This window comes from Streptomyces sp. NBC_01276, from assembly GCF_041435355.1.
Classification (GTDB): Bacteria; Actinomycetota; Actinomycetes; order Streptomycetales; family Streptomycetaceae; genus Streptomyces.
In genome coordinates this window covers 8,096,055-8,116,550 of the sequence record NZ_CP108442.1, presented here as the reverse complement: position 1 = coordinate 8,116,550, position 20,496 = coordinate 8,096,055, and the positions used below count along the sequence as shown (strand labels likewise).

The following is a 20,496-nucleotide window of genomic DNA, read 5'->3' as shown; positions in this document are numbered from 1 at the left end:
GAGTTCTTCACCCACGCTCACCCACCCCCGGACATTTCTACCACAATCCCGTTTCGGACAAGTGGAGTTGAGGGACAATGACGACGTCGTATGCGGGGTCGTCCACCGGGGGGGGGGAACCTTGAACGCTCCCAGCCGTCGCGTGCCGGTGCAGTACGAGCCCGCGGCCGTCGCCGCCGTACTCGCGGAGATGCTGGTACAGGGTCCGTACGACGTCGGCGCGTTCGTCGCCGGCCACACCTTGCTCCTCGACCGCTACGACATGGCCGCGGCGGTCCGGCTGGCCTGCGGGCTCGGACCCGGTGCCGCCCTGGATGCGCTGACCGCACGGCAGCGGACCAACATGGGCCTGCTCCACCTCTACCGGGGTGAGGTCGAGCAGGCGGTCCGGGTGCTCGACACCGCGCGCTCCCTGGGCGACCCGGAGGAGCGGACCGTCGCCGACATCTACCTCGGGTCCGCGTACCAGGCCCTGGGTGACGACGCGGCGGCGGTCTCGGCCCTGGAACGCGCGGTGGGCTCCGGCACCCGGGAATCGGGCTTCGCCGCCCAGGCGCTCGCGATGGTGGTGGCGCACGACGAGCCGGACCGGGCCGTGGAGCTGCTGGCGTTCGCGGCTCGCCAGGGGGGTACCGCGGGCGGTCAGGCGGCCTTCAACCTGGCCGTGCTCCTCGCCGAACGGGGTGATCGGGACGGAGCGGAACGGGCGTACCGGCAGGCGATCGAGGAAGGGACCCACACCGCCAGGACCTGGGCCGCCAACAACCTGGGCAATCTGCTCAAGAGGGCCGGCAGGCCGGAATCCGCCGAAGCGGCCTTCCGGATCGCGATCGCCGAGGGCCTGGCCGACTCGGCGGTCAATCTCGGTCTGATGTTCGCCGAGCTCGGCAGGGACGACGACGCGCTCGCCGCCTACCGTACGGCCGTGGCCATGCCCGATCCCGATCAGCAGGCGCGGGCCCTGACCAACATCGGTGAACTGTTCCTCGCGGCCGGGCGCTTGGAAGAGGCCGAGCACGCCCTCCAGGAGGCTCTCGCCACGGGCCACCCCGAGCATTCCTGGCGCGCACGGTTCGATCTCGGCTCGGCACTGGCCAACCTCGGGCGGCGTCGGGAGGCGCGGCGCCACTGGGAGATCTGCCTGACCTCCCCCGTGCCCCGGGTGGCGGACACGGCCCGCGCCTGTCTGGCCGATCTGGACCGTGGCGTGCTACCGACCCGGCCGTCCGACGAGACGCACCCGGAAGCGCCCGAACCCGGGCAGCTCGCCGAGTCACTCGCGCAGCAGCTGTGCAACACGGACACGTGGACCGATGCGCGGGCCCTGTTGCTGGCCCACCCGGAGAACACGCGGGTCATCGCGGAGGCCCTCGCCCGGAACACGGCGACGGCCGAGGCGCAGGGGCACGACGGCGACGCGTACGCATGGCGCCAGCATCAGCGGCTCGTGGAACGGTGCGTGGAGATCGGCATCGACGCGGCCTTCGCCGAGAAGTCCGGCGTCGCGGGCATGGCGGACGACGGACTCGCCGTACGGTACCTGGCCCTGACGGATGCGATCGCAAGCCACCGTGCCGCCGGTACGCGCGCCGAGAGCGCCGCACGGGCAGCCGCCGCACTCCTGGATGATCCCCGATGGCGGCGTTCCTCGGAGGAGTTCAGGGCCCGGGCCCTGGTGCTGGCCGGCGAGGCGACGGACATCGGTGGACTCGATCTCCCGCACGAGCTCCGCCGGCGGATCATCGGGGAGATGCGCGAACTGTGGCGGCGCTGCCGGCCCCGGTTCATGGGTCTGCTGCCCCACAACCTCGCCGCCGCGCTGCTCACGTACCGTACGGGCGGCGTTTCCCTGGCGAACGCCGACGAGGCGGTCAAGCTGCTGGACGCCATCGAGTTCGCACGGGACGCGGCCCCCGACGGGCAGGCCCTGATCCACAGCCTGCTGGCGGAGGCCCTCGCGTACCGCGCCGGCGTGAGCGTCGAGACGAGGGCCGAGGATTTCGAGCGTGCCCTCGCCCTCGCGGAAGCCTCGGTCCGGCACCTCGCCGCGGCGCGGCAACTGGGCCGCGGCGAGCGCTCCCAGGTCCGCGGCAGGGTGAGCCGGGTGCTCGAACTCCATTACGACCTGACCCGCGAGCGCAACTCCCTCGACCGGGCCATCGCACTGAGCCGCGAAGTGGCCGACGACTGCGGCCCGGCACACCGGCTGGCAGCCGTCTACAAACTCTCCGGACTGCTTCTGGACCGGCGCAACGTCGGAGACACGGCGGCTGCCGTCACCCTGCTCGGCGAGGCCGCCGAGCTCGCCCCCGGCGGCAGCGAGCTCCATGAGCACATCGTGTACCGGCTGTGCGAGACGCTCCTGGAAGACGGCTACGCCGCGGGAGCCGACGCCCTCCCCGCACGCCGTGTACACGCGCTCATCGACCGCAGGCTCATGGAGATCGACAGCGCCACGACCAGGAGCCGCTGCCGCACGGCCATCCTGCTCGTCCGCCTTTTCGAGCACACCGGGCAGGTCGCCCTCGTGCAGAAGGCCGTGCAGATCCTGGAGGCGACACTCGACGCCGGGGTCGACGGGGAGGACGCGGCCCTGGCGGCCCAGGTCCACGGGCTCACCCTCGGCATCCTCTACGAGGCGACCGGTGACGTGGACGCTCTGCACCGGTCGGCAACGCTCCTGCAGGCGCTGGCGACCGGCAATCCTCCGGATCCCGAACGCATCCAGCAGTACGGCACCGCGCTCTACACCCTGGGGATCGCGACGGGGGAACTCTTCTACTTCGACCAGGCGATCGACGTCCTCAGGGCCGGATACGGGGAACGGGCCGAACCCGAGTTCGTCAGGCAGCTCGCCATCGCCCTGGAGAACCGGGGCCACCGGCTCAACGACATCGGCGATCTCAGCGAAGCGGTCTCCCTCCACCGCGAGCTGTACGAGGCGACCGACCCTCAGTCGGCCCTGCGGTGGCGCCACGCGGCCGATCTGGCGACCGCACAGCTCCGGCTCGACGACCTGGCACCCGATCCGGCCATGCTCGACGAGGCGATCACCTCACTGCGCGACGCCGTCGACGGCCGACCCACGGCGCAGGTCGGGACACGCCCCCTGCACAACCTGGCGTCCGTACTGATGCGCCGGTACGAGCAGACCCGCGCTCCGGGGGTCCTCGACGAAGCCATCCCCCTGCTCGAACGGTGCGTGTCCCACGAGAGCGCGGCCTCCGCGCTGCTGCCCATGCACCTGGCCGCCCTCGGTGAGGCGCTGACCCTCAGGCACGCCCGGGACGGCTCGGAGGAGGACGCCGCCCGCGCGACGGCGACCCTGCGAGCGGCCTGCACGACAGCGGTCGAACAGGGCTTCCCCCTCCGACGGGGGGCCCGGATCTGGGCCCGGTGGGCCGGTGACCGCGGTGCGTGGGCCGAAGCGGTCGAGGCGGCCGAGCTCGGGCTGGCCCACCACGAGACCTCCGTACGCACCCAGTTGGTGCGCGACCACAAGGAGGCCGTCGTCGCCGAGCTGGGCTGGCTCAGCTGTCTGGGCGGGTACGCATACGCGCAGCTCGGCGACACGGCGGCGGCCGCCGTCATCGTCGAGCGCGGACTGGCGGCGATGCTGTCCGATGCCCTGGAACGCGAACCGGCCGACCTGGGCGGGCTCCAGGACGCCGGACGCGGCGATCTCGTCCGCCGCTACCACGACCACACCCATGCCATCGCGGAGCTCGAGACGCTCCTCGATCCTTCGAACAGGGGCGTGCGCCGGCCCGGCGCCCCGGGCGGCGCGGCCGGGCAGTGGGCGGAACCGCTCAAAAGGCGGCACGAGGACCTGAAGAGCCTCATCGACGAGATCCGCGAGGTCGACGGATTCGGCGACTTCCTCAAACCGCCGGGCCTGCAGGACATCTACGCCGCAGCCGAGGAACAGCCCCTCGTGTACGTGCTCGCCACGCCCTGGGGCGGGCTGGCCCTCACCGTCGAGCGGGGCGGGGACCGCCCCGGTCATGTCGAACTGCCCCTGGAACGCGACAAGGCCGACCTCCTCGCGGCGTATCTGCTCAGCGCGAAGGGACCGGCCGTCCTGCCCGCCATCAGCGTCATCACGGCCGTCCTCTGGACGGCCGTGATGAGGCCGGTGCTGCTGGCGATGGCCGGCCACCGGGCCATCACGCTCGTCCCCGCGGGGTCGCTGTCGTTCCTGCCCTTCCACGCGGCGCGGGGGTCCGCGAACCTGCAGCCCGCGGTGGACGACACGTACGCGCTGGACCTGATGCGCGTCACCTACGCGCCCAACGCCCGCACACTGTCCCAGGCCGCCCACCGCGCCCGCGGGCAGCGGGGCCCGGCCTCGCGGCTGCCCACGCGACTCCTCGCCGTCGACGATCCGGAACCGGGCGCGGCGTCGCTGCGCACCGATGCCGAGATGACCGCCGCGCTCCGGCGCTTCCCCGACCACATCCGTCTCCGGGGCGGCGAGGCCACCGTGGCCGGCGCGCTGGAGCACCTGCCCTCGTGCGACGTACTCCACTTCGCCTGCCACGGAGACGTGTCCCTCCTCCGCCCCCTGGACAGCTCACTGCGCCTGTCCGGCGGGGAACGCCTCAGGATCGGCACCCTCATGGACACCCGGATCGACGCCAGACTGTCCGTGCTCTCGGCCTGTTCCACCAACGTATCCGGGATCAATTCGTCGTACGAGTCGGTCAATCTGTCCTCGGCGTTCCTGGTCATCGGCGCCGCCGGTGTCATCGCGTCCCAGTGGCAGGTCCCGGACGAGGCGACCAATCTGCTCATGGCGGCCTTCTACGGGTGCTGGGAGGAGGACACGGAGCCATCGGAAGCACTGCGCCGGGCGCAGTTGTGGCTGAGGGACAGCACGAACCAGGAGCTTCAGGAGCGTTTCCCGGACGCGGTGGGCCCCGGTCCTTCGGGGACCGTCCCCCGGTTGCTGTGGCTGGGGACGAGGCCCTACGCACACCCGTACTTCTGGGCGGGCTTCACGTACACGGGGCACTGAGCGAGTGCCGGTGTCGATCCGGCCGCGGTTCAGGCCGCCGTACGTACCGACCCGGCCCGGTGCGCGTCGGCTTCCCCGTCAGGGGCATGCCGCCCTCGTCGCGGGCGGCAACGGCGGCTGACAGGGATATACGTGCGAGATAGGTACGAAAGTCCCGGGCTGTAAGGACCTTCGCGAAGCGCAGGGCTCGTCGTGGTCCACGAAGATCGATCCATCGATGATCATCTTCTGCCGTTTGGGGTGGACTTGTCCCAGTCGACGAACAACACCGGTGAGCGCCTGCCCGGTGGTTCCACGTCAGGAGGCCGGGGAGCCGCGCGGCCGGGCCCGGACCGGGTGCGCGCATCCGCGGATCGTGCCGGTTCCATACCCGTCGCGCGGGTCCGTCCGCTCATGGGCCTGCACCGTGAGCCCGCCCTCTCGGAACCCGAACCCGACACCATCGAGCAGCCCTCGGTATCCGTTGCAGTCGCCGGGGACGGGCTCGGCAAGGCCGCGGCAGCCCGCATGCCCGGCTGGGAGGTTCTCCGGCCGCCCCAGGGCCGCTCGGTCGCGCCCCCCGGCCCCGCGCCGGGCGCACATCGCGCCTCCGTCCCCGCCGGGGCACCGGTGCCCGGCCGCAGCGGGGCCCTGCCACCCCGCCTCGGCCCGGGCCTCACCGAGAGCCGGGCCCTTGTCTGCTCCGGCTGGTGGGCCGTGCTGATCCTGTGTCTCTCCGCGGCCGGTGCCGCGTGGACGGTCCGCAGCCATGGGCTCCCCACCCGGCTGGAGCCGGGTTCCTGGCCCACCGCCGTGGTGGCGGGCTGTGCCCTGGCCGCCCTCCTCGCGGTGGCCGGACTGCGCCGCGGGCGGGACGGTCAGGCCTGGGTCATCACCCTCTTCGGCCGCTACCGCGGCACGATCCGCCGTACGGGCCTGCTGTGGTCCTCTCCGTTTCGCCGGCACGAGCGGATCGACGTCCGGCTGCGCCACTGGCGCAGCGAACCCCTGGCCGTCGTCGATGCCGAGGGCACCGCACTCCGCACCGTGGTGCTGGTGGTCTGGCGCGTACGGGACACCGCCCGGGCATCCCTCGCCGTCGACGACCACATCTCCATCCTGCGCGCGCAGGTCGAGTCCAGCGTCGCGCGGGTGTTCTCCCGAATGCCGGTGGACTGCTTCGACGGCGCCGGCGGCAGCCCGTCCGGAGCCGGGTCGCGAGTACCCCCGGCCACCCTCCGCGACGCCGACAGGCTCGGGGACGAGTGCACCCGGCTGCTGGCGGCCGAGTGCCGGGCCGTTGGAATCGAGGTGTGCATCGCCCGCCCCCTGCGCGTGGAGTACGCCCCCGAGGTGGCGGAGGCCATGCAGCGCCTGCGCAACGCGGCGATCGACGCCCGCCACCGGGACGCGGTCCTCACCTCCGTCCTCGACGCGGTCGACGACACCGTCCGCCGAATGACCGACCGCCAACTGGTCGACCTTGACGACTACGAACGAAAGGCCCTGGTCAAGGACTTGACCGTGGCCTTCTACACAGCCCGTGGCACCGCAGCCGACACCGGTTGCTGACCCGCCGCCGTGCTGTTCATCCCTGGAAGGAAAGCACCCTTGCGTACACCCGAATTCACCGACGTGGTACCCGAGCAGTGCGACTGCGTCGGCTGTGCGCCCATGACGCCCGGAGGCTTCGACGGCCCCGCCGTCCGCCGACGCTGTACTGTCCGCAGCGCCGTCGTGGCGGCGGTCGGGGCAGCTGTACTCGTCGGTACCGGTGCGGGCACCGCATCGGCCGAACCCGCGCCCTCCCATGCAGGCTGGGACGGATCGAAGTACTGGTACAAGGACGCCACCGGCTGGTGGCGCTGGACCTCGCACTACGACAAGTACCTGGCCAAGACGGGTCAACCGGAAGGCGTTGAGAGCCGGCGGACCGCCTCCGGTTCCGGCGGTCCGCGCACCTCAGAGCCGGTGTTCAGGGGTCGGCAGGGCTGGGACCCCACCGACCGCGTGTACTGGTACGAGCGCGGCGGAGCCTGGTGGTGGACCAGCCACAAGGACAAGTACCAGCGCTACACCGGCGGCGGCGGTGCCGCGACGGGCGGCTCGGGCTCGGGCTCGGGCACCTCCGGGTCCGGGACGCCCGTCCGCCACGGCACCGAAGCGGCTGTCGCCTTCGCGATGAACCACATCGGTGACCCCTACGTCTGGGGCGGCAACGGGCCGCACGCCTGGGACTGCTCGGGGCTGATGCAGGCGGCCTACCGAAGCGCCGGCATCAGCCTGCCCAGGGTGGCGGACGACCAGTACCGGATGACCTCCCCGCTCACCCGGTCCGAACTCCGCCGGGGAGACCTGGTGTTCTGGTCGGACAACGGCCGGGCCTCCGGCATCCATCACGTTGCCCTATACCTCGGCGGCGGCCAGTACCTGGAGGCCCCCCGCCCGGGGAAGAACGTCAGGATTTCCTCGTTCGACTACTACGAGCCGAACATGTACGGCCGCGTCCGCTGACCCGGAGCAGGTGCGGGCGGCGTTGCGGGGCCCGGTGGGACCGGTCATGGCGGCGGGCCGGCTGCTGGACCTGGCGGACATGAGCGAACACCGGCTCGCGGAAACGCGCACCGTCGACGGCCAAGCGGCCTGGCTGGACGCCGGGACCGTCGGACCGTCGGACATGCCCTCCCGGGACGGGAGGGACGCGCCGACGACATCTGGTCGGTCCCGGCGGACGGCACGGGCCGCGGCCTGCACCAGCCGGAGCACAACCTCCCGAGGTAACACACCGGGGCGCGGCTCCGCCGGTTCGTCATGGCTTCAGCTTGTCGGCCTCCCTGATTTCGTGGAGGTGGATGAGGAGATCGAAGGACTTGGCGATCGCGACGTCGCGGGGCTCCTCCGGGAACTGCGTGCCGATGTCGAGGGTGGGCCGGGCGACGTTCAGCCAGGCGCGCGCGGCGGCGGGGGCCTTGCGGACGTCGAGGTAGAAATCCTGGTAGCGGACCTGGTCGAGGGTGTGCTCGTTCCTGCCGGGCTCGGCGGCGCCCACGGTGAATTTCTTCCAGTCGCCGCCGAGGGCGGCGTCCTTCGACAGGAACGAGCCCTGGTTGAAGGTGAAGCCGATGGGCAGGTAGTTCCTTCCCATGGTGTCCCGCAGGAATGACCCCTGCGTCTTCGGGTACAGCTCGGGGTTGTCGGAGACGTAGCCGACGTGGTTGTTGTGCGCCGACACCAGGATCTTGTCGCCGGTGTGCTTCTGCCACCATGCGACGTTTTGCGCCATCACCTCGTCGCGGAACCGCTGATGGCTGTTCAGGGACTCCCGGTCGGCGGGGTTCAAGGTGAGGAACTTGGCGGTCTGGGCGATCGAGCGGGCGTTCTGCTCGGCCCAGTCGAAGGCGTCCGTGCCGGAGCCCTTCTGGCTGCTGACCAGTTCCAGACCCTGTTGCGCCTTGGCGGCGAGCTGCTGCCGCTCCGCGAGCGGCTTGGCCAGGTAGGCGAAAACGTCGTCGATGGGCCGCAGGCCGGCGTAGAGCTCGTTCAGCCGCGGGAGCGCCTCGGGGTGGTTCTTCTCCACGTAGCCGGTTACTCGTGCGAAAAACGCGTCATTCAACGAGGGGGCGCCGATGTCGTCGCCCATGAAGTGCACGGGGCGGTCGGGGTGGTTGCTGTTGTAGTCGCGCATCCACTCGATGAGACTTACGAATTCCTCGCGTTCCCAGGGAGAGTTGGCCAGCGTCTGTGCGGCGATCTCGCGGGCATCGCCCTTGCCGGTCTGGACGTAGTCGTCGATCTGGAGTCCCGCGGACCAGCTCAGTTCCAGGGCGAAGGTGGTGAAGCCCTTCTCTTCGACGAGGTGGCGAAAGACCCGCTCTTTCATGGTGAAGAACTCGTGGGAGCCGTGGGTGGCCTCGCCGAGGCCGACCACCTTGGTGTCGCCGATCATCCCGGACAGGGCTCGCAGGTCGGCCGTGTTTCCGCCGGGCTCGGTCGCCCGCAGCGGGTGGGCAGCCTGCTCCAGTACGCGTACCGGGTTCTGCTTACCACCGGCCGCGGGGACCTCATTGACGGTGACCGCATGGACCGCCACCGGGGTAAGGGCCGCCCCCGCCGCGATCGCCACCATGGCCATCAGCCGCCGGCGGCTGATGGGCCTCATGTGAATAGCCATGTTTTCTTGCCCTTCGATCACTTGCGTGTGAATCTCTGAGAAAAACCAATGCCCGCGATCCCGCGATCCCATTGGCCGCCCGCTGAGGAAGCCGCAGGTCCCTTCCCCGGGCCTGCCCTCCTCCGGGGGGGTGCACGAGACCCGCCAATCGCGTGGCCGACCGAGCACCACCGAATCGTGGTTCTCGCTCCGACAGTGCCCTTACATCGAATCATCGGATTTCACGGAGATCGTCCGAGTGTGGGATGAGAAGTCGCATGGGGCCGTGGGACTGTTCCTCTGCCGGACCGGGACCTGGGTCCTGGTCCTGTCCCGTCTGGTGCTGCCCGTCTGGTGCTGCCCGCCTGACGGTGAACGACAAGGTCAGTACATGTACCCCGCGCACCGCCGCCGGCCCGTTCGTCGCCGGTGGCTCCGACTGCCGGCGCGACCATCTCGGGGAGGCGAAGGCCCACAGGTGGCCGGCGTGGTGGGGCCGGTTGTTCTTGTCGGGCCGGCGTCCGACATAGCGGCGGAAAACGGTCGCTGATCATCTTCGGGTTTTGCGGTGACAGCCCGCCCCCGCCGTGGGGCGGCCGGGTGGTCAGGGGGCTGCGCGGCGGGCGGTGGCGGCCGGGGGCGCTTCGGGGTCGGGGGTGGTGAGTTCCGGTTCCAGGCCTTCGGTCACCGGCGTCCGCCGGCGGCCGGTGTCGGCCCGCCAGGCTTCGAAGACCAGGGTCGTCGCCGTGACGAGGGCGAGGCCCAGCAGCCAGCCCCCCACCACGTCGCTGACCCAGTGGACGCCGAGCGCGACCCGTGTGTATCCGACGCCCACGACCGTGAGCAGCGCGAGCGCCCACGGCAGCGGGCGCCAGGCGCGCGGTACCAGGGGCAGCAGGGTGAGCAGCAGGACGGCGCAGGAGGTCGTGGCCGTCATCGCGTGCCCCGAGGGGAAGGAGAACCCGGGGGCGTGGGCGACGGGGTCCGGCAGGCTGGGCCGTGCCCGTTCCACCGCGATCTTGACCAGCAGCCCGATGAGCCCGCCCGCCACCGCCGTGACGCAGGCCCAGGCGGCGAGCCGCCAGGCGCGGCGCACCGCGAGCCAGATCACGAGCAGGGCCACGAGCAGGCGCAGGGTGACGGGGTCCCAGACGAGGTCGCTGAGGACTTCGAGGACCCGGACCCGGCCTGGATGTTCGAGGGCGGTGGCGTGGAGGCGTTCGGCCGTCGCCCGGTCCAGGCGGTACAGGGGTGGCCATCGGGCTTCGACGAGCACCAGGGCGAGGGCGAAGGGCACGGCCGCCACGGCGGTGACGGCGGTGGTCAGCACGAGTCTCCTGCCGAACGTCGCATCGGGTCCGGCGTGCCGTGACAGCAGGCCGTGCAGCGGTCGGCGTGAGAGGGGTGCGGTGCGCCGTGCCATCTTCGTGGAGCCTCTTTCGTGTGCGGTCGGGGGCGGGCGGGTCAGACTCCGGGGTCGGGCCGGATCGGTTCCTTCACCCCCGCCCGGACGGCTTCCAGTTGGGCGGCGAAGGAGAGGCCGAGGAAGAGCGCGGTCGAGGTGAGGTAGGACCACAGGAGCAGGGACACGATCGCGCTGAGCGGGCCGTACACGTTGGTGAAGGAGCCGCTGGCGCCGACGTACAGGCTCAGGCCCCAGGTCGCCAGGTTCCACAGCACCAGGTGGACGACGGCGCCGAAGGCCAGCCAGGTGTAGCCGGGCTGGCTCCGGCGTGGGGAGAGCCGGAAGATCGCGCTGGTGGCGAGGACGGCGAGCAGGACGCCGACGGGCCAGCGCAGCAGCTCCCAGGCCCGTACGGTGCCCTCGTCGAGCCGGTACACCTCGGCGAGCGCCCCCGTCAGGTGGGTGCCGAGGACGGTGACGGTGAAGCTGAGGCCGAGGGGGAACCCGGCGAGGGCCGACATCACCAGGCCGCGGGTGTACTTGGCGAGGAAGGGGCGGTCGCGTTCGTTGCCGTATATGCGGTTGGCTCCCCGTTCCACCTGGCACAGGCCGGTGGTGACGTTGACGAGGGAGAACAGCAGCCCCAACCACAGCGCCGCCTGGCCGCCGTCCCCGGCGTGGCGCCGGCTCTCGTCGAGCGCGTCGTCGACCACGGCGTGTCCGGGGCCGCTGGTGAGGCTGCGGATGGTGAGTTCGGTGACGCGGCCGATGTCCTCGGTGTGCAGGACGCCGGAGAGGCCGACGGCGGCGATGGCCAGCGGGACGATCGACAGGACCGTCTGGAGGGCGAGCGCGCGGGCGTGGCTGAACCCGTCGGCGTAGCGGAACCGGATGAACGAATCGCGGGCCAGGCGCCAGCCGCCGTAGCGGCGCAACGCGGCCCATGCCTCGTCGGCGGACAGTTCGTCGCCGTCGACGTCGTGCCGTTGCGGTACCCGTCGTGCGGTGCCCATCGGTGTCCTGCCTCCTCTTCGACGTCTTCAGCGGGACCGGTCGGCCGTCACCGCGGCCCGCGGCGGTTCGTGGGGCGCACCGGGGGCGCGGGGCAGGTGGACGCGCAGGGCGCCCGGTTCGATCTCGGCGGTCAGGCGGGTGCCGTCGGGCACCGCGTCCCCGTCGAGTTCACGTGGCTGCGCCGTCGCGCAGCGGATGTCGACCCGGGTGGCGCTGAAGTACTCCAGCGCGCCGCCGGCCTCGCTGTGCCCGCCACGGGTGCGGGCCGGCGGGGGCGGCCGGTGGCCGAGGAGGCGGGCCGTCAGGTGTCCGGCCGCGGCGAGCCAGCCCGAGGGGCCCCGGGGGGCGAAGAGCACCACCTCCAGGCGGCCGCTGTCCGGTCGCGCACCGGGCAGGAGGGGCAGCCCGCCCTGCAGGGCGCCGACGTTCCCGATGACGGCCATGCGGGCCCGGCGCTTCAGGGGGCGGCCTCCGTCGATGCTCACGGTGAGCCGTACGCTGGGGTCGCCCAGGTGGCGCACCGCCGACAGGACGTACGCGGCCCACCCCATCCGCGACTTGAGCCGCGGTGAGGCGTCGCGGACCATCGCCGCGTCGAAGCCGACGCCGGCCATGACCGTGAACCGGCTCGGCCGGAGGCCGTCGCCCCCGGTCCGGCCGACATCGATGCCGAAACTGTCTCCGGTCAGGGACTCGAAGAGGGCGGTGGCCGGATCGGTGGGGAGGCCGAGGTTGCGGGCGAGCAGGTTGCCGGTGCCGCAGGGCGCGACGGCGAGCGGGATCCCGGTTCCGGCCAGGACCTCGGCGCAGGCGCGCACCGTGCCGTCTCCCCCGCACACCACGACCAGGGCGGGCCGCTCGGCGGCGATCCGCGGCTCCAGCTCGCCGCAGGGCCGTGCGGCCGAGGTCGTGATCCACCGCTGGTCCGGCTCCTGATGGCCGTGGTCGCGCAGGACGGCCCTGATGCGGTCGGCGAGTTCGTCCGGGCAGCCGTGCGGGTGGCGCACGACGAGGACGGGCCTGCCGACGGGCCCGGTCGCGGGTGCCGGTTCGGGTCGGTCGCCCGGCGGCGGGGTGGGTTCGGCGGTCGGCAGGGGGCCGGGCCGGGGGGCGGACCGCCCCGCGGACGGCGCGTCCGTCCCCACGTCGGGCCGGGCGCCGGAGCCCTTCGCGGCGGTGTGTCCGTACAGCAGCGCGAAGCCCGTGATGACGAGGGTCACCACGCCGTTGAGCAGACCGGCGGCCACGTCGCTGGGGTAGTGCATGCCGCGGTGGACGCGGGAGAGCCCGACGGCCGGGGGGATCAGCAGCAGGAGGGTCGTCGCGACCCAGCGCCAGGGCCCTCGCATGCGCAGGGCGGCGATCACGGCCAGCCCCGCGTACAGGGCGACGGAGGCGCCGACGTGGCCGGAGGGGAAGCTCGACGTCGGTGGGGCCGCGTCCAGTTGGGTGACGGCGGGGCGCGGTCGCTCCACGAACGCCGTGACCACGACGAAGACCGCCGACTGCGCGGCCACGGAGACGGCGAGGAACATGGCCTCGACGCGGTGCGCGACGCGCGGCAGCACGAGCAGGGCGATCACGCAGACCAGGGTCACGGCGATGACGACCTCCGTCCCGGCGAGCACCGAGAGCCACTTGGAGAGCGTGATGGTCGCCCCGTCGCGGTGCGCGCCCGACTCACGGACGGCGCCCGCCTCTTCGGACAACGGCCAGTGCCGCGCGGCCGGGCCGGTCACGAACCGGCCCAGGGCGACCATCAAGGCGGCCTGGACCGGAAGGAACAGCAGGAGCCAGGCGCCGCGCGCCGTCGAACCGTACCTTCGCATCATGCGGATCGTTTGGCCCGTCCGCGCGTGATCATGCGTCGGGGTGCCCGGTCAGTGGTCCCAGCCCCGGGGGCCGCCGTCAGGGCCGACGGGTCAGGGTGCTGGGGGCACCCGCGGACTGGGCGCCTTCCAGCTCGATGGTCAGGGTGTCGGGAGCGGTCAGGGAGACCACGTAGATGTTGCCCTTGGGGCAGTCGAAGGTGGCCGTGCGATCGGTGGGCCGGCTGGTCACGGCGGCGAGTACGGCGGTGTCGGCCCTCAGTCCGCGCAGTTCCAGGGCTTCCGTGCAGCCCAGGTTCCGTCCGCCGACCAGTTCCCGGACGTCGCTGACCTGGCGTCCCATGACCTCCCCGACCGCGCCGGCCTGGAAGGTGACCGTGACCGCGAAGTCCCGGGTGCGGGCGTGGGTGATGCCGTCCGCGTCGGGGGTGCCGGGGCCGACGCCGGTCCAGGTGCCGACCCAGGGGGCGGGCAGGGTGGATCCGGAGGGGGACGGGGCGGCGGACGCCCGGCCGGGCGGGGAGGAGGACGGCGCGGCGGCCGCCTTGTCCTCGCCCGTCGCGCCGCCGCGCAACTGCGTCAGGAGGACGGCCAGGGCCGCCACGCCGACGACGCCGACGAGCACCCGACGCGTGCCCGACGCGGCGAAGGGGGCAGGCAGGGCGGGAGCAGGCGGGACGGAAACTTGCGGGACGGGCGCCTGCGGGACGGGGGCCGGTGCCTCAGGGGCCGTTCCCGTCTTGGCGTCGAGCAGCGGGCGCAGTGCGGCCTCGCGGCGGGCGCTGTCGGCCGGCAGGGCGGACGGGACCGAAGCGGTCCAGTCCCCCTCGCGGCCGGCCCCGAGCCGGTCCCGCACCTCCTCGGCGGTGGGACGCCGGTCCGGATCCTTCGCCAGGCAGTCCCGCAGGAGCGCCACGAGCGCGGCCGGGACACCGTCGAGGAAGGGCTCGTCGTGGACGATCCGGTACAGGAGGGCCGGCAGGCTCGTCTCCTCGGCGTGGTCGAGGAAGGGGCCCCGGCCGGTGACGGCGTGGACGAGGACGGCTGCGAGGGAGAAGACGTCCGCCGGATGCCCGGCCGTGGCGCCGACGGCCTGCTCGGGCGCGAGGTAGCCGGGGGTGCCGATGACCGCGCCCGTCCGGGTGCGGCGCGGGTCGCGGACGGTGCGGGCGATCCCGAAGTCGATGAGGAACGGCCGCTCCGGGCCCAGCAGCACGTTGGCCGGCTTGATGTCCCGGTGGACCACGCCGGCCGCGCGCACCGCCACCAGCGCGGCCGACAGCTCCCGGGCCAGTGACAGTACGGCCGCCTCCGGCAGCGGGCCGTGCCCGCGCACCCAGTCGCCGAGGGAGGGAGCGGGGACGTACTCCGTCGCGAGCCACTGCGGCGAGGAGCCGGCAGGGCTGAAGTCCACCACCGAGACGGTCCACGGCGAGCGCACGCGGTCGCTGGTGCGGATCTCCCGATCGAACCGTTCGGCGAAGCCGGGTTCCCGGCCCAGCTCCCGGTGGACCGTCTTCAGCGCCAGCGCCCGCCCCGAGGCGGTTCGGGCGAGGAACACCTCGCCCATGCCGCCCTCGCCGAGCCGCGCGAGCAGACGGTACCCGCCGATCTCCAGCGGATCACCGGGTCTCAGCGATTCCACCAAGCCACCCCGTTCCGAAGGCCGTTGCCGAGCAGAACTGTACGGGGCGACCGCGCGGGCCCTCGGGGGCGGCCTCCTCCCCGACGGGCGGCGCCGCGCGCATGGAGGCCCGTCGGGCGACGGGGCGCGAGGATGGCGGCATGACAAGCGCCTTCACCACCCGGACCCTGGACATCACCACCGGCTCCGACGAGACCGTCCACGACCTCACGGCCGCCTGCGCCCGCTTCCTGCGCGAGGTGGCCGACGGCCGCGACGGGCTCCTCAACGTCTTCACGCCGCACGCGACGGCCGGCCTCGCCGTCATCGAGACGGGCGCGGGCAGCGACGACGACCTGCTGGACCTCCTCACCACACTGCTGCCGGCCGACGACCGCTGGCGCCATCGGCACGGCTCGCCCGGACACGGCCGCGACCACGTGCTCCCGGCACTCGTACCCCCGCACGCCACCCTGCCGGTCGTCGACGGCGAGCTGGCGCTCGGCACCTGGCAGTCCGTCGTCCTGGTGGACACGAACCGGGACAACCCCCGGCGCACCGTCCGGCTGTCCTTCCTCGGCTGAGGGCGCCCGGGTCGAGGGCGAGGACGGCCCCCGCGCACCGGCTCCGGCGGCCCGAGCCGTTGCGCCGCGTGTCCGCGGCCGATCCCGGGGCATACGCACCGTACGAAACGCCCCGTACCGGACAGTGAAGCCGGGCGGGACCCGAACGGTGGAAACGGACCACAGTGACCTCAGTCAAGAGCAGCGCATCGCAGACCGAACGTTCGCCGCACCCGCGGACCCGGCCGCACTCGACGCCGGTGCGGCGGCGGCTCCTGGTCCTGGCCGGAGCGCCCGGGCAGGTCGCGAAGGCCCGTGATTTCACCCGTCGGGCACTACGGGAGTGGGAACTGGACGGGACGGAGACCTCCGAGGACGCCCTGCTCCTGGTCTCCGAGCTGGTGGCCAACGCGGCCCTGCACGCCGGCGGTTGCCAGTACCTCGCGCTCAGCCGCGGGGACGCGGTGCGCGTCGAGGTGTGCGACGGCTCCCCCGAGCTGCCCCGTCGCCGGTTCGGCGCCCGGCCCGGCGTTCCCGGGAACCACGGACTCCGTATCGTCGACCGGCTCTGCGATCGCTGGGGCTCCGAGGCCCACGCGCCCGGCAAGGTGGTGTGGGCCGAGATCGGTACCTCCCGGCTGGTCGCCGGCGGCCCCGTACGGCGCTGAGCCCGTTCGGGGCGCGGCGTCGGCGTGCGCACTTCGCGCTCCTCCCGGAAGACCCGGTCCGGTCGGGCGCCGCGCGACCCGGCCGACCCGGCGGCCGCCTTGCCCCACTGCTCCGTGTCGGGGTCTTCCCGGCCCTCCTCGTGCCCGTGTCCCCGCTCGGCGCCGTCGACGGGTCACGGTGGAAGGGGCGGGATCAGCCGGCGCAGACCACGAACGCGTGGCCCGCCGGATCCGCGTAGCGGCGCAGCGTGGTGCGGTTGTCGGGCCGGGTCCCGTCGTCCTCCGCGGCCACGGGCCTGGCGCCGAGTGCCACGGCTTCGCGTTCCGTCGCGTCGAGGTGCTCGGGCCGTACCAGGATCCGCAGGTGGGCCTGTTGGGAGCCCTCGGGCAGCGGCCAGCTCGGCGGGAGGTGGCCGGGGTCGCGCCGAACACCGAGTACGGTGCCGGTGTCCCCCGTCACGAGGAGGAGGTCCACGTCGTTCGGGGCCGGTCGCGTGGTCGCGCCGAGCAGGTCGGCGTAGAACCGTGCCAGGCGTTCGGGCTCGGCGGTGTCGAGGACGACGACGGGTGTCTTGGGTACGGTCATGCGGCGCGCCTGCCCGGCGTCGCCGCCCCTACACGGGTCGGGTTTCGGCCATGCCCGGCGGCTCAGGCGGAGCGCAGGCGCAGTCCGATCTCCTGCTCCTGATCGCCCGATACGCTCCCCGCGTCCTCGACGGCGAAGTGCCCGGCGAGGGCGACCCGTACGCGTTCCACGGCCCGCGGGCCGCCCTGGAGGGTGAGGCCGACGGTGTCGGCCAGGGTGACCGCGGCCGGCCGGTCACGCGCCGGCTCGGCCGCGTCGAGGGTCGTGACCCAGACGGTCGCGCCGTGGCCCTCCTCGGTGGCGCGGTCCGTGCCGGGGTTCTGGGGGAAGAGGTGTTCGAGCAGGGCGAGCACGGCCCGTGCGTCCGCCTCCGAGCAGCCCGCCACCGTCACCCCCACCTCGGCGACGGGGGTGTCATTGTCCCGGCTCTCCATGGTCGTCCTCTTCCTCTCGTACCGGGTCGTGCGGGTCGGACCGCCGGGTTCGGCTGCGCCGTCCGGTCCGCCGGGGCGGGGAACGGTCCGTCGGGAAGCGTGCGTCCCGGCCGCGCGACGAGTGTCTCCACGCTCACACGGGCGCCCGCCGCGCGCATCACGGGCCGCTCAGCCGCCGTACGTGGGGCGTGCTCCGGGAGAGGTCCCTCCACCGGCGCGGTCCCGGTCGCCGGCGCCTTCGAGGACCAGGCGCGGGAGGGCGTGCGGGTGCTTCTCCGAGAGCCAGCCGATCAGCTGCTCCCGTACCGCGCAGCGCACGGTCCACAGGCAGTCGGGGTCCTTGGCCGTGACGATGGCGCGCACGACCATGGTGGAGGGCGTCGTCTCGGTGACGGCGACGTCCCAGCCCCGGCCGTCCCACTGCGGGCAGTGGTCCAGGATCTCGCGCACCTTGTCGCGTATGAGGTCCACGGGGGCGCTGTGGTCGCAATGGAGGAACACCGTGCCGGTCATCTGCGCGCCGCCGCGCGACCAGTTCTCGAAGGGGCGGGTGGTGAAGTAGGAGACGGGCATCGTGATGCGGCGCTCGTCCCAGGTCCGCACCGCGAGGAAGGTCAGGGTGATCTCCTCGACCACTCCCCATTCATTGGCGACCACGACGGTGTCCCCGATGCGCACCATGTCGCCGAAGGCGATCTGGAACCCGGCGAAGAGGTTGCCCAGCGTCGACTGGGCGGCGACGCCGGCGACGATGCCGATGATGCCGGCGGAGGCCAGCACGGAGGTGCCGAGCGCCCGGAAGCTGGGGAAGGTCAGGAGCATCGCCGCGACCGCGACGACGCCGACGACGGCGGTCACGACCCGCATGATCAGGGTCACCTGGGTGCGGACCCTGCGGACCCGGGCCGGGTCCCGGGTGCCGGTCGCGTAGCGGGCGTAGCCGGATTCGACGGTGGCGGAGGTCATGCCCACGATGAGCCAGGCTCCCGCGCCGATCAGGGCCAGGGACAGGGCGCGGCCCACGGCCTCCTCGTGGTCCTGGAGGGGCCTCCACACCGTCTGCCGGTACGCCGCCCTGAGCAGCGCCGCGAGCAGCACGATCTGCAGGGCGGTCCGGCAGCGGCGCAGGGAGTTCCACAGGGGTGTTTCGGGGTGCCGCGCGTCGGCGCGGCGCAGCAGCACGTCGATGACCCATCCGACGACGGCGGTGAGCAGGATCGAGCCCCCGAGTACGGTCAGCAGGCGAAGGGCGCTGTTCATATCTCCTCGGTGAATGCAGACGGCACGGACCCCACCCGCCTGCCCCGATGGGCAGGGCCGACACGGGGTGGGTGGGTGTGTTCCCGCAGCGGGGTGGGCCATCCGTGTGCGGCGCCGCTGCGAGGGGTCGGCGGGGCCCGTGGCGCCGGTGGCCGTCCGGCGGCTCGGTGAGTGGCATGTCTCGAACAAGGTTTCCCGAGCAAGGTTTGGCCGGTCGGGACCGGGCCATACGCGGGGACAGTGGTCCGGTTCGGGCACGCCGTTCCTCCGACGGCGCGGCCGGATCACCGGCACCGACGGCCTGCTGTCCGGGATCCGCACGGAAACCGGACGCCTCCCGGCCCCGACCCGTTCGAACGGCCGGCGGCCGAGGCCCTGCCCGGCACTCCCCCGACGACGGCGCTCGGACCGCGGTCCTCGGGCGAGGGGCCCGGACGGCAGCCGCCGCGGACACCACGACGTCCCCCGGTGTACGTTCCCTCGGCGCACGGCGCCGAACAGCGCGGGTCCGCACGGATGTCGACGTCCTTTGTGCGCCACGACGTGCGCCTCCCGGTTCGCCACGTGTTTGAGGGGGAAGGGCGTGCACACGTCGCCGAGGGCGAAGACGCCCGGGGCGCTGGTCCGCTGCCGGTCGTCCACCACGATCCGTCCGTCGTCGTGCAGTTCGATGCCGGCGCGGGCCGCGTCGATCCGGTCGCTGCCGGGGGTGCGGCCGACGGCCACGAGCAGGGTGTCCGCCTCGACGTCGGGGCCGTCGTCCAGGATCAGGCGCAGTCGTCCCGGCTCGCCTTCGAGACGGGTGAGCGCGGTGCCCGTGCGTACGCCGTGGCGGGTGGCGGCCAGCGCGGTGTAGGCCCGGGCCACGGTCTCGTCCTGGGCGGGGAGCAGGGTGTCCGCCTGCTCGATGACGGTGACGCGGCTGCCGGCCTCGTGGAAGACGTGGGCGAGTTCGGCCGCGACGTAGCCCCCGCCCAGCACGGCCAGCCGGTGCGGGGGACGGTAAAGGCGCATGACGGTGTCGGACGTCTCGTACGGCAGCCCGGAGTCGGACACCGGCGGCGGGACGGTCGGGCGGCTGCCCGCGGCGACGACGACCTGGCGGCCCCCGAGGGAAACGGGGCCTCGGTCGGTGTCGACGTGGAGGGTCCGCTCCCCGGTGAAGCGGGCCCGTCCTCGGTGGACCGTGACCCCGGAACGACGCCGTCCGTCCTCCCCCTCGGCGGCTTCCCGGTCCAGGCGCGTGAAGACCCGCTCCCGCAGGTCGGCCCAGCGCACCCGGGCCGGGCCCGTCTCCACACCGAATCGGGAGGCCTCGCGGACGGCGGCGTGAACGTCGGCGGCGTGCCCGAGCATCTTGCTCGGAATGCATCCCCGGTTCAGGCAGGTGCCGCCGAAGGGGCCCTGGTCGATGACGGCGACGTCGAGGTGGGAGAAGCGCTCGTCGATGACGGCGTTGCCGGAGCCGGCTCCGATGATGACGAGATCGTGGGTGCGCATGCCGGAGTCCTACCCGCGTATTCGGCGAATACCGGGTCATAACGGTGGGCTCTGGATGTGTCGGTGCCCGTGTGCTTCCCGCGTCGGCGCAGGTGTGTCGGCTTCCTCTGGGGAACCGTGTGCCTTCGTCCAGTCTGCGGAGGCCGGGGAACAGCAGTCGGTCCGTGCGGCATCGAGCGCGTACTCACCCCTGCGCGGATGTGTCTAGTGGTGTCGCCTGAGGCTCGTGATGAGGATGCCGACCGCGAACGCGATCAGGAGCAGGTGCAGCCAGACCGGGCCGGGCGGGGCGCCGGTGGGGGTTGCGAGGGGTAAGTGTGTTTCGACGTGCCGAATCGGTTCCATGACGGGGCGTATGCCCGTGAACCGCCCTTCGATGCGGGCCGGTTACGGCCCCCTGTCCCCCGTGGTCTCACCGGACTTGCGGGTGGGCGGACACGGCGGTGCGGGGCCGCTTCGGGAAACGG

The 20,496-nt window shown here is 72.9% G+C and carries 13 protein-coding genes and 1 pseudogene; 5 read left to right on the top strand and 9 right to left on the bottom strand.

From position 1 onward, the window contains the following. Positions 1 to 121 precede the first annotated feature (121 nt). The 3 genes from OG295_RS36545 (at position 122) to OG295_RS36535 (ending at position 7,510) form a co-directional block, all read left to right on the top strand. Complete coding sequence (locus tag OG295_RS36545; RefSeq protein ID WP_371680966.1) at positions 122 to 5,017, top strand: CHAT domain-containing protein; 4,896 nt, start codon at positions 122 to 124, stop codon at positions 5,015 to 5,017. Positions 5,018 to 5,410: 393 nt separating this feature from the next. Then, complete coding sequence (locus OG295_RS36540) at positions 5,411 to 6,568, top strand: SPFH domain-containing protein (RefSeq protein WP_371680965.1); 1,158 nt, start codon at positions 5,411 to 5,413, stop codon at positions 6,566 to 6,568. A gap of 39 nt (positions 6,569 to 6,607) precedes the next feature. Next, a complete protein-coding gene (locus OG295_RS36535; RefSeq protein ID WP_371680964.1) occupies positions 6,608 to 7,510 on the top strand; it encodes a C40 family peptidase in 903 nt (300 codons plus the stop codon). Between the two features lie 295 nt (positions 7,511 to 7,805). Here the strand turns inward: OG295_RS36535 and OG295_RS36530 are convergent, their stop codons facing one another. The 5 genes from OG295_RS36530 to OG295_RS36510 form a co-directional block, all read right to left on the bottom strand. After that, positions 7,806 to 9,155 carry an erythromycin esterase family protein gene (locus tag OG295_RS36530; RefSeq protein WP_371680963.1) on the bottom strand — a complete coding sequence of 450 codons (1,350 nt, stop codon included), beginning with the start codon at positions 9,153 to 9,155 and terminating at the stop codon, positions 7,806 to 7,808. Between the two features lie 595 nt (positions 9,156 to 9,750). Then, on the bottom strand, positions 9,751 to 10,569 hold the full coding sequence (locus tag OG295_RS36525) for a phosphatase PAP2 family protein (protein ID WP_371680962.1): 819 nt from the start codon (positions 10,567 to 10,569) through the stop codon (positions 9,751 to 9,753). Positions 10,570 to 10,610: 41 nt separating this feature from the next. Next, positions 10,611 to 11,564 (bottom strand): YihY/virulence factor BrkB family protein, encoded by a 954-nt coding sequence (locus OG295_RS36520; RefSeq protein WP_371680961.1) that lies wholly within the window; start codon positions 11,562 to 11,564, stop codon positions 10,611 to 10,613. A 27-nt stretch (positions 11,565 to 11,591) separates the two neighbouring features. After that, positions 11,592 to 13,397: a diacylglycerol kinase family protein gene (locus OG295_RS36515; RefSeq protein WP_371680960.1), complete on the bottom strand. Its 1,806-nt coding sequence runs from the start codon at positions 13,395 to 13,397 to the stop codon at positions 11,592 to 11,594. Positions 13,398 to 13,473: 76 nt separating this feature from the next. After that, a complete protein-coding gene (locus OG295_RS36510; RefSeq protein WP_371680958.1) occupies positions 13,474 to 15,039 on the bottom strand; it encodes a serine/threonine-protein kinase in 1,566 nt (521 codons plus the stop codon). 140 nt (positions 15,040 to 15,179) lie between these two features. Between OG295_RS36510 and OG295_RS36505 the strand changes: the two genes are divergently transcribed. Next, positions 15,180 to 15,602 (top strand): secondary thiamine-phosphate synthase enzyme YjbQ, encoded by a 423-nt coding sequence (locus OG295_RS36505; protein ID WP_371680957.1) that lies wholly within the window; start codon positions 15,180 to 15,182, stop codon positions 15,600 to 15,602. Positions 15,603 to 15,766: 164 nt separating this feature from the next. Continuing rightward, complete coding sequence (locus tag OG295_RS36500) at positions 15,767 to 16,249, top strand: ATP-binding protein (RefSeq protein WP_371680956.1); 483 nt, start codon at positions 15,767 to 15,769, stop codon at positions 16,247 to 16,249. 193 nt (positions 16,250 to 16,442) lie between these two features. On the opposite strand, the gene OG295_RS36495 is transcribed toward OG295_RS36500, so the two are convergent. The 4 genes and pseudogenes from OG295_RS36495 to OG295_RS36480 form a co-directional block, all read right to left on the bottom strand. Continuing rightward, entirely contained in the window at positions 16,443 to 16,835 is a 393-nt protein-coding gene (locus OG295_RS36495; protein ID WP_371680955.1) for a VOC family protein, read from the bottom strand. Between the two features lie 62 nt (positions 16,836 to 16,897). Beyond that, positions 16,898 to 17,269, bottom strand: coding sequence for a hypothetical protein (locus OG295_RS36490; RefSeq protein WP_371680954.1), 372 nt, complete (start codon positions 17,267 to 17,269; stop codon positions 16,898 to 16,900). 168 nt (positions 17,270 to 17,437) lie between these two features. Continuing rightward, positions 17,438 to 18,529 (bottom strand): mechanosensitive ion channel family protein, encoded by a 1,092-nt coding sequence (locus OG295_RS36485; RefSeq protein WP_371681417.1) that lies wholly within the window; start codon positions 18,527 to 18,529, stop codon positions 17,438 to 17,440. Between the two features lie 561 nt (positions 18,530 to 19,090). After that, a pseudogene (locus OG295_RS36480) lies at positions 19,091 to 20,029 on the bottom strand (FAD-dependent oxidoreductase); the annotation flags it as partial. Positions 20,030 to 20,496 lie beyond the last annotated feature (467 nt).

Coding starts and splice junctions, on each gene's coding strand:
- OG295_RS36495 (WP_371680955.1), bottom strand. CDS start 16,835: ATGACCGTACCCAAGACACCCGTCGTCGTCCTCGACACCGCCGAGCCC.
- OG295_RS36485 (WP_371681417.1), bottom strand. CDS start 18,529: ATGAACAGCGCCCTTCGCCTGCTGACCGTACTCGGGGGCTCGATCCTG.
- OG295_RS36515 (WP_371680960.1), bottom strand. CDS start 13,397: ATGATGCGAAGGTACGGTTCGACGGCGCGCGGCGCCTGGCTCCTGCTG.
- OG295_RS36540 (WP_371680965.1), top strand. CDS start 5,411: ATGGGCCTGCACCGTGAGCCCGCCCTCTCGGAACCCGAACCCGACACC.
- OG295_RS36525 (WP_371680962.1), bottom strand. CDS start 10,569: ATGGCACGGCGCACCGCACCCCTCTCACGCCGACCGCTGCACGGCCTG.
- OG295_RS36505 (WP_371680957.1), top strand. CDS start 15,180: ATGACAAGCGCCTTCACCACCCGGACCCTGGACATCACCACCGGCTCC.
- OG295_RS36530 (WP_371680963.1), bottom strand. CDS start 9,155: ATGAGGCCCATCAGCCGCCGGCGGCTGATGGCCATGGTGGCGATCGCG.
- OG295_RS36490 (WP_371680954.1), bottom strand. CDS start 17,269: ATGGAGAGCCGGGACAATGACACCCCCGTCGCCGAGGTGGGGGTGACG.
- OG295_RS36520 (WP_371680961.1), bottom strand. CDS start 11,564: ATGGGCACCGCACGACGGGTACCGCAACGGCACGACGTCGACGGCGAC.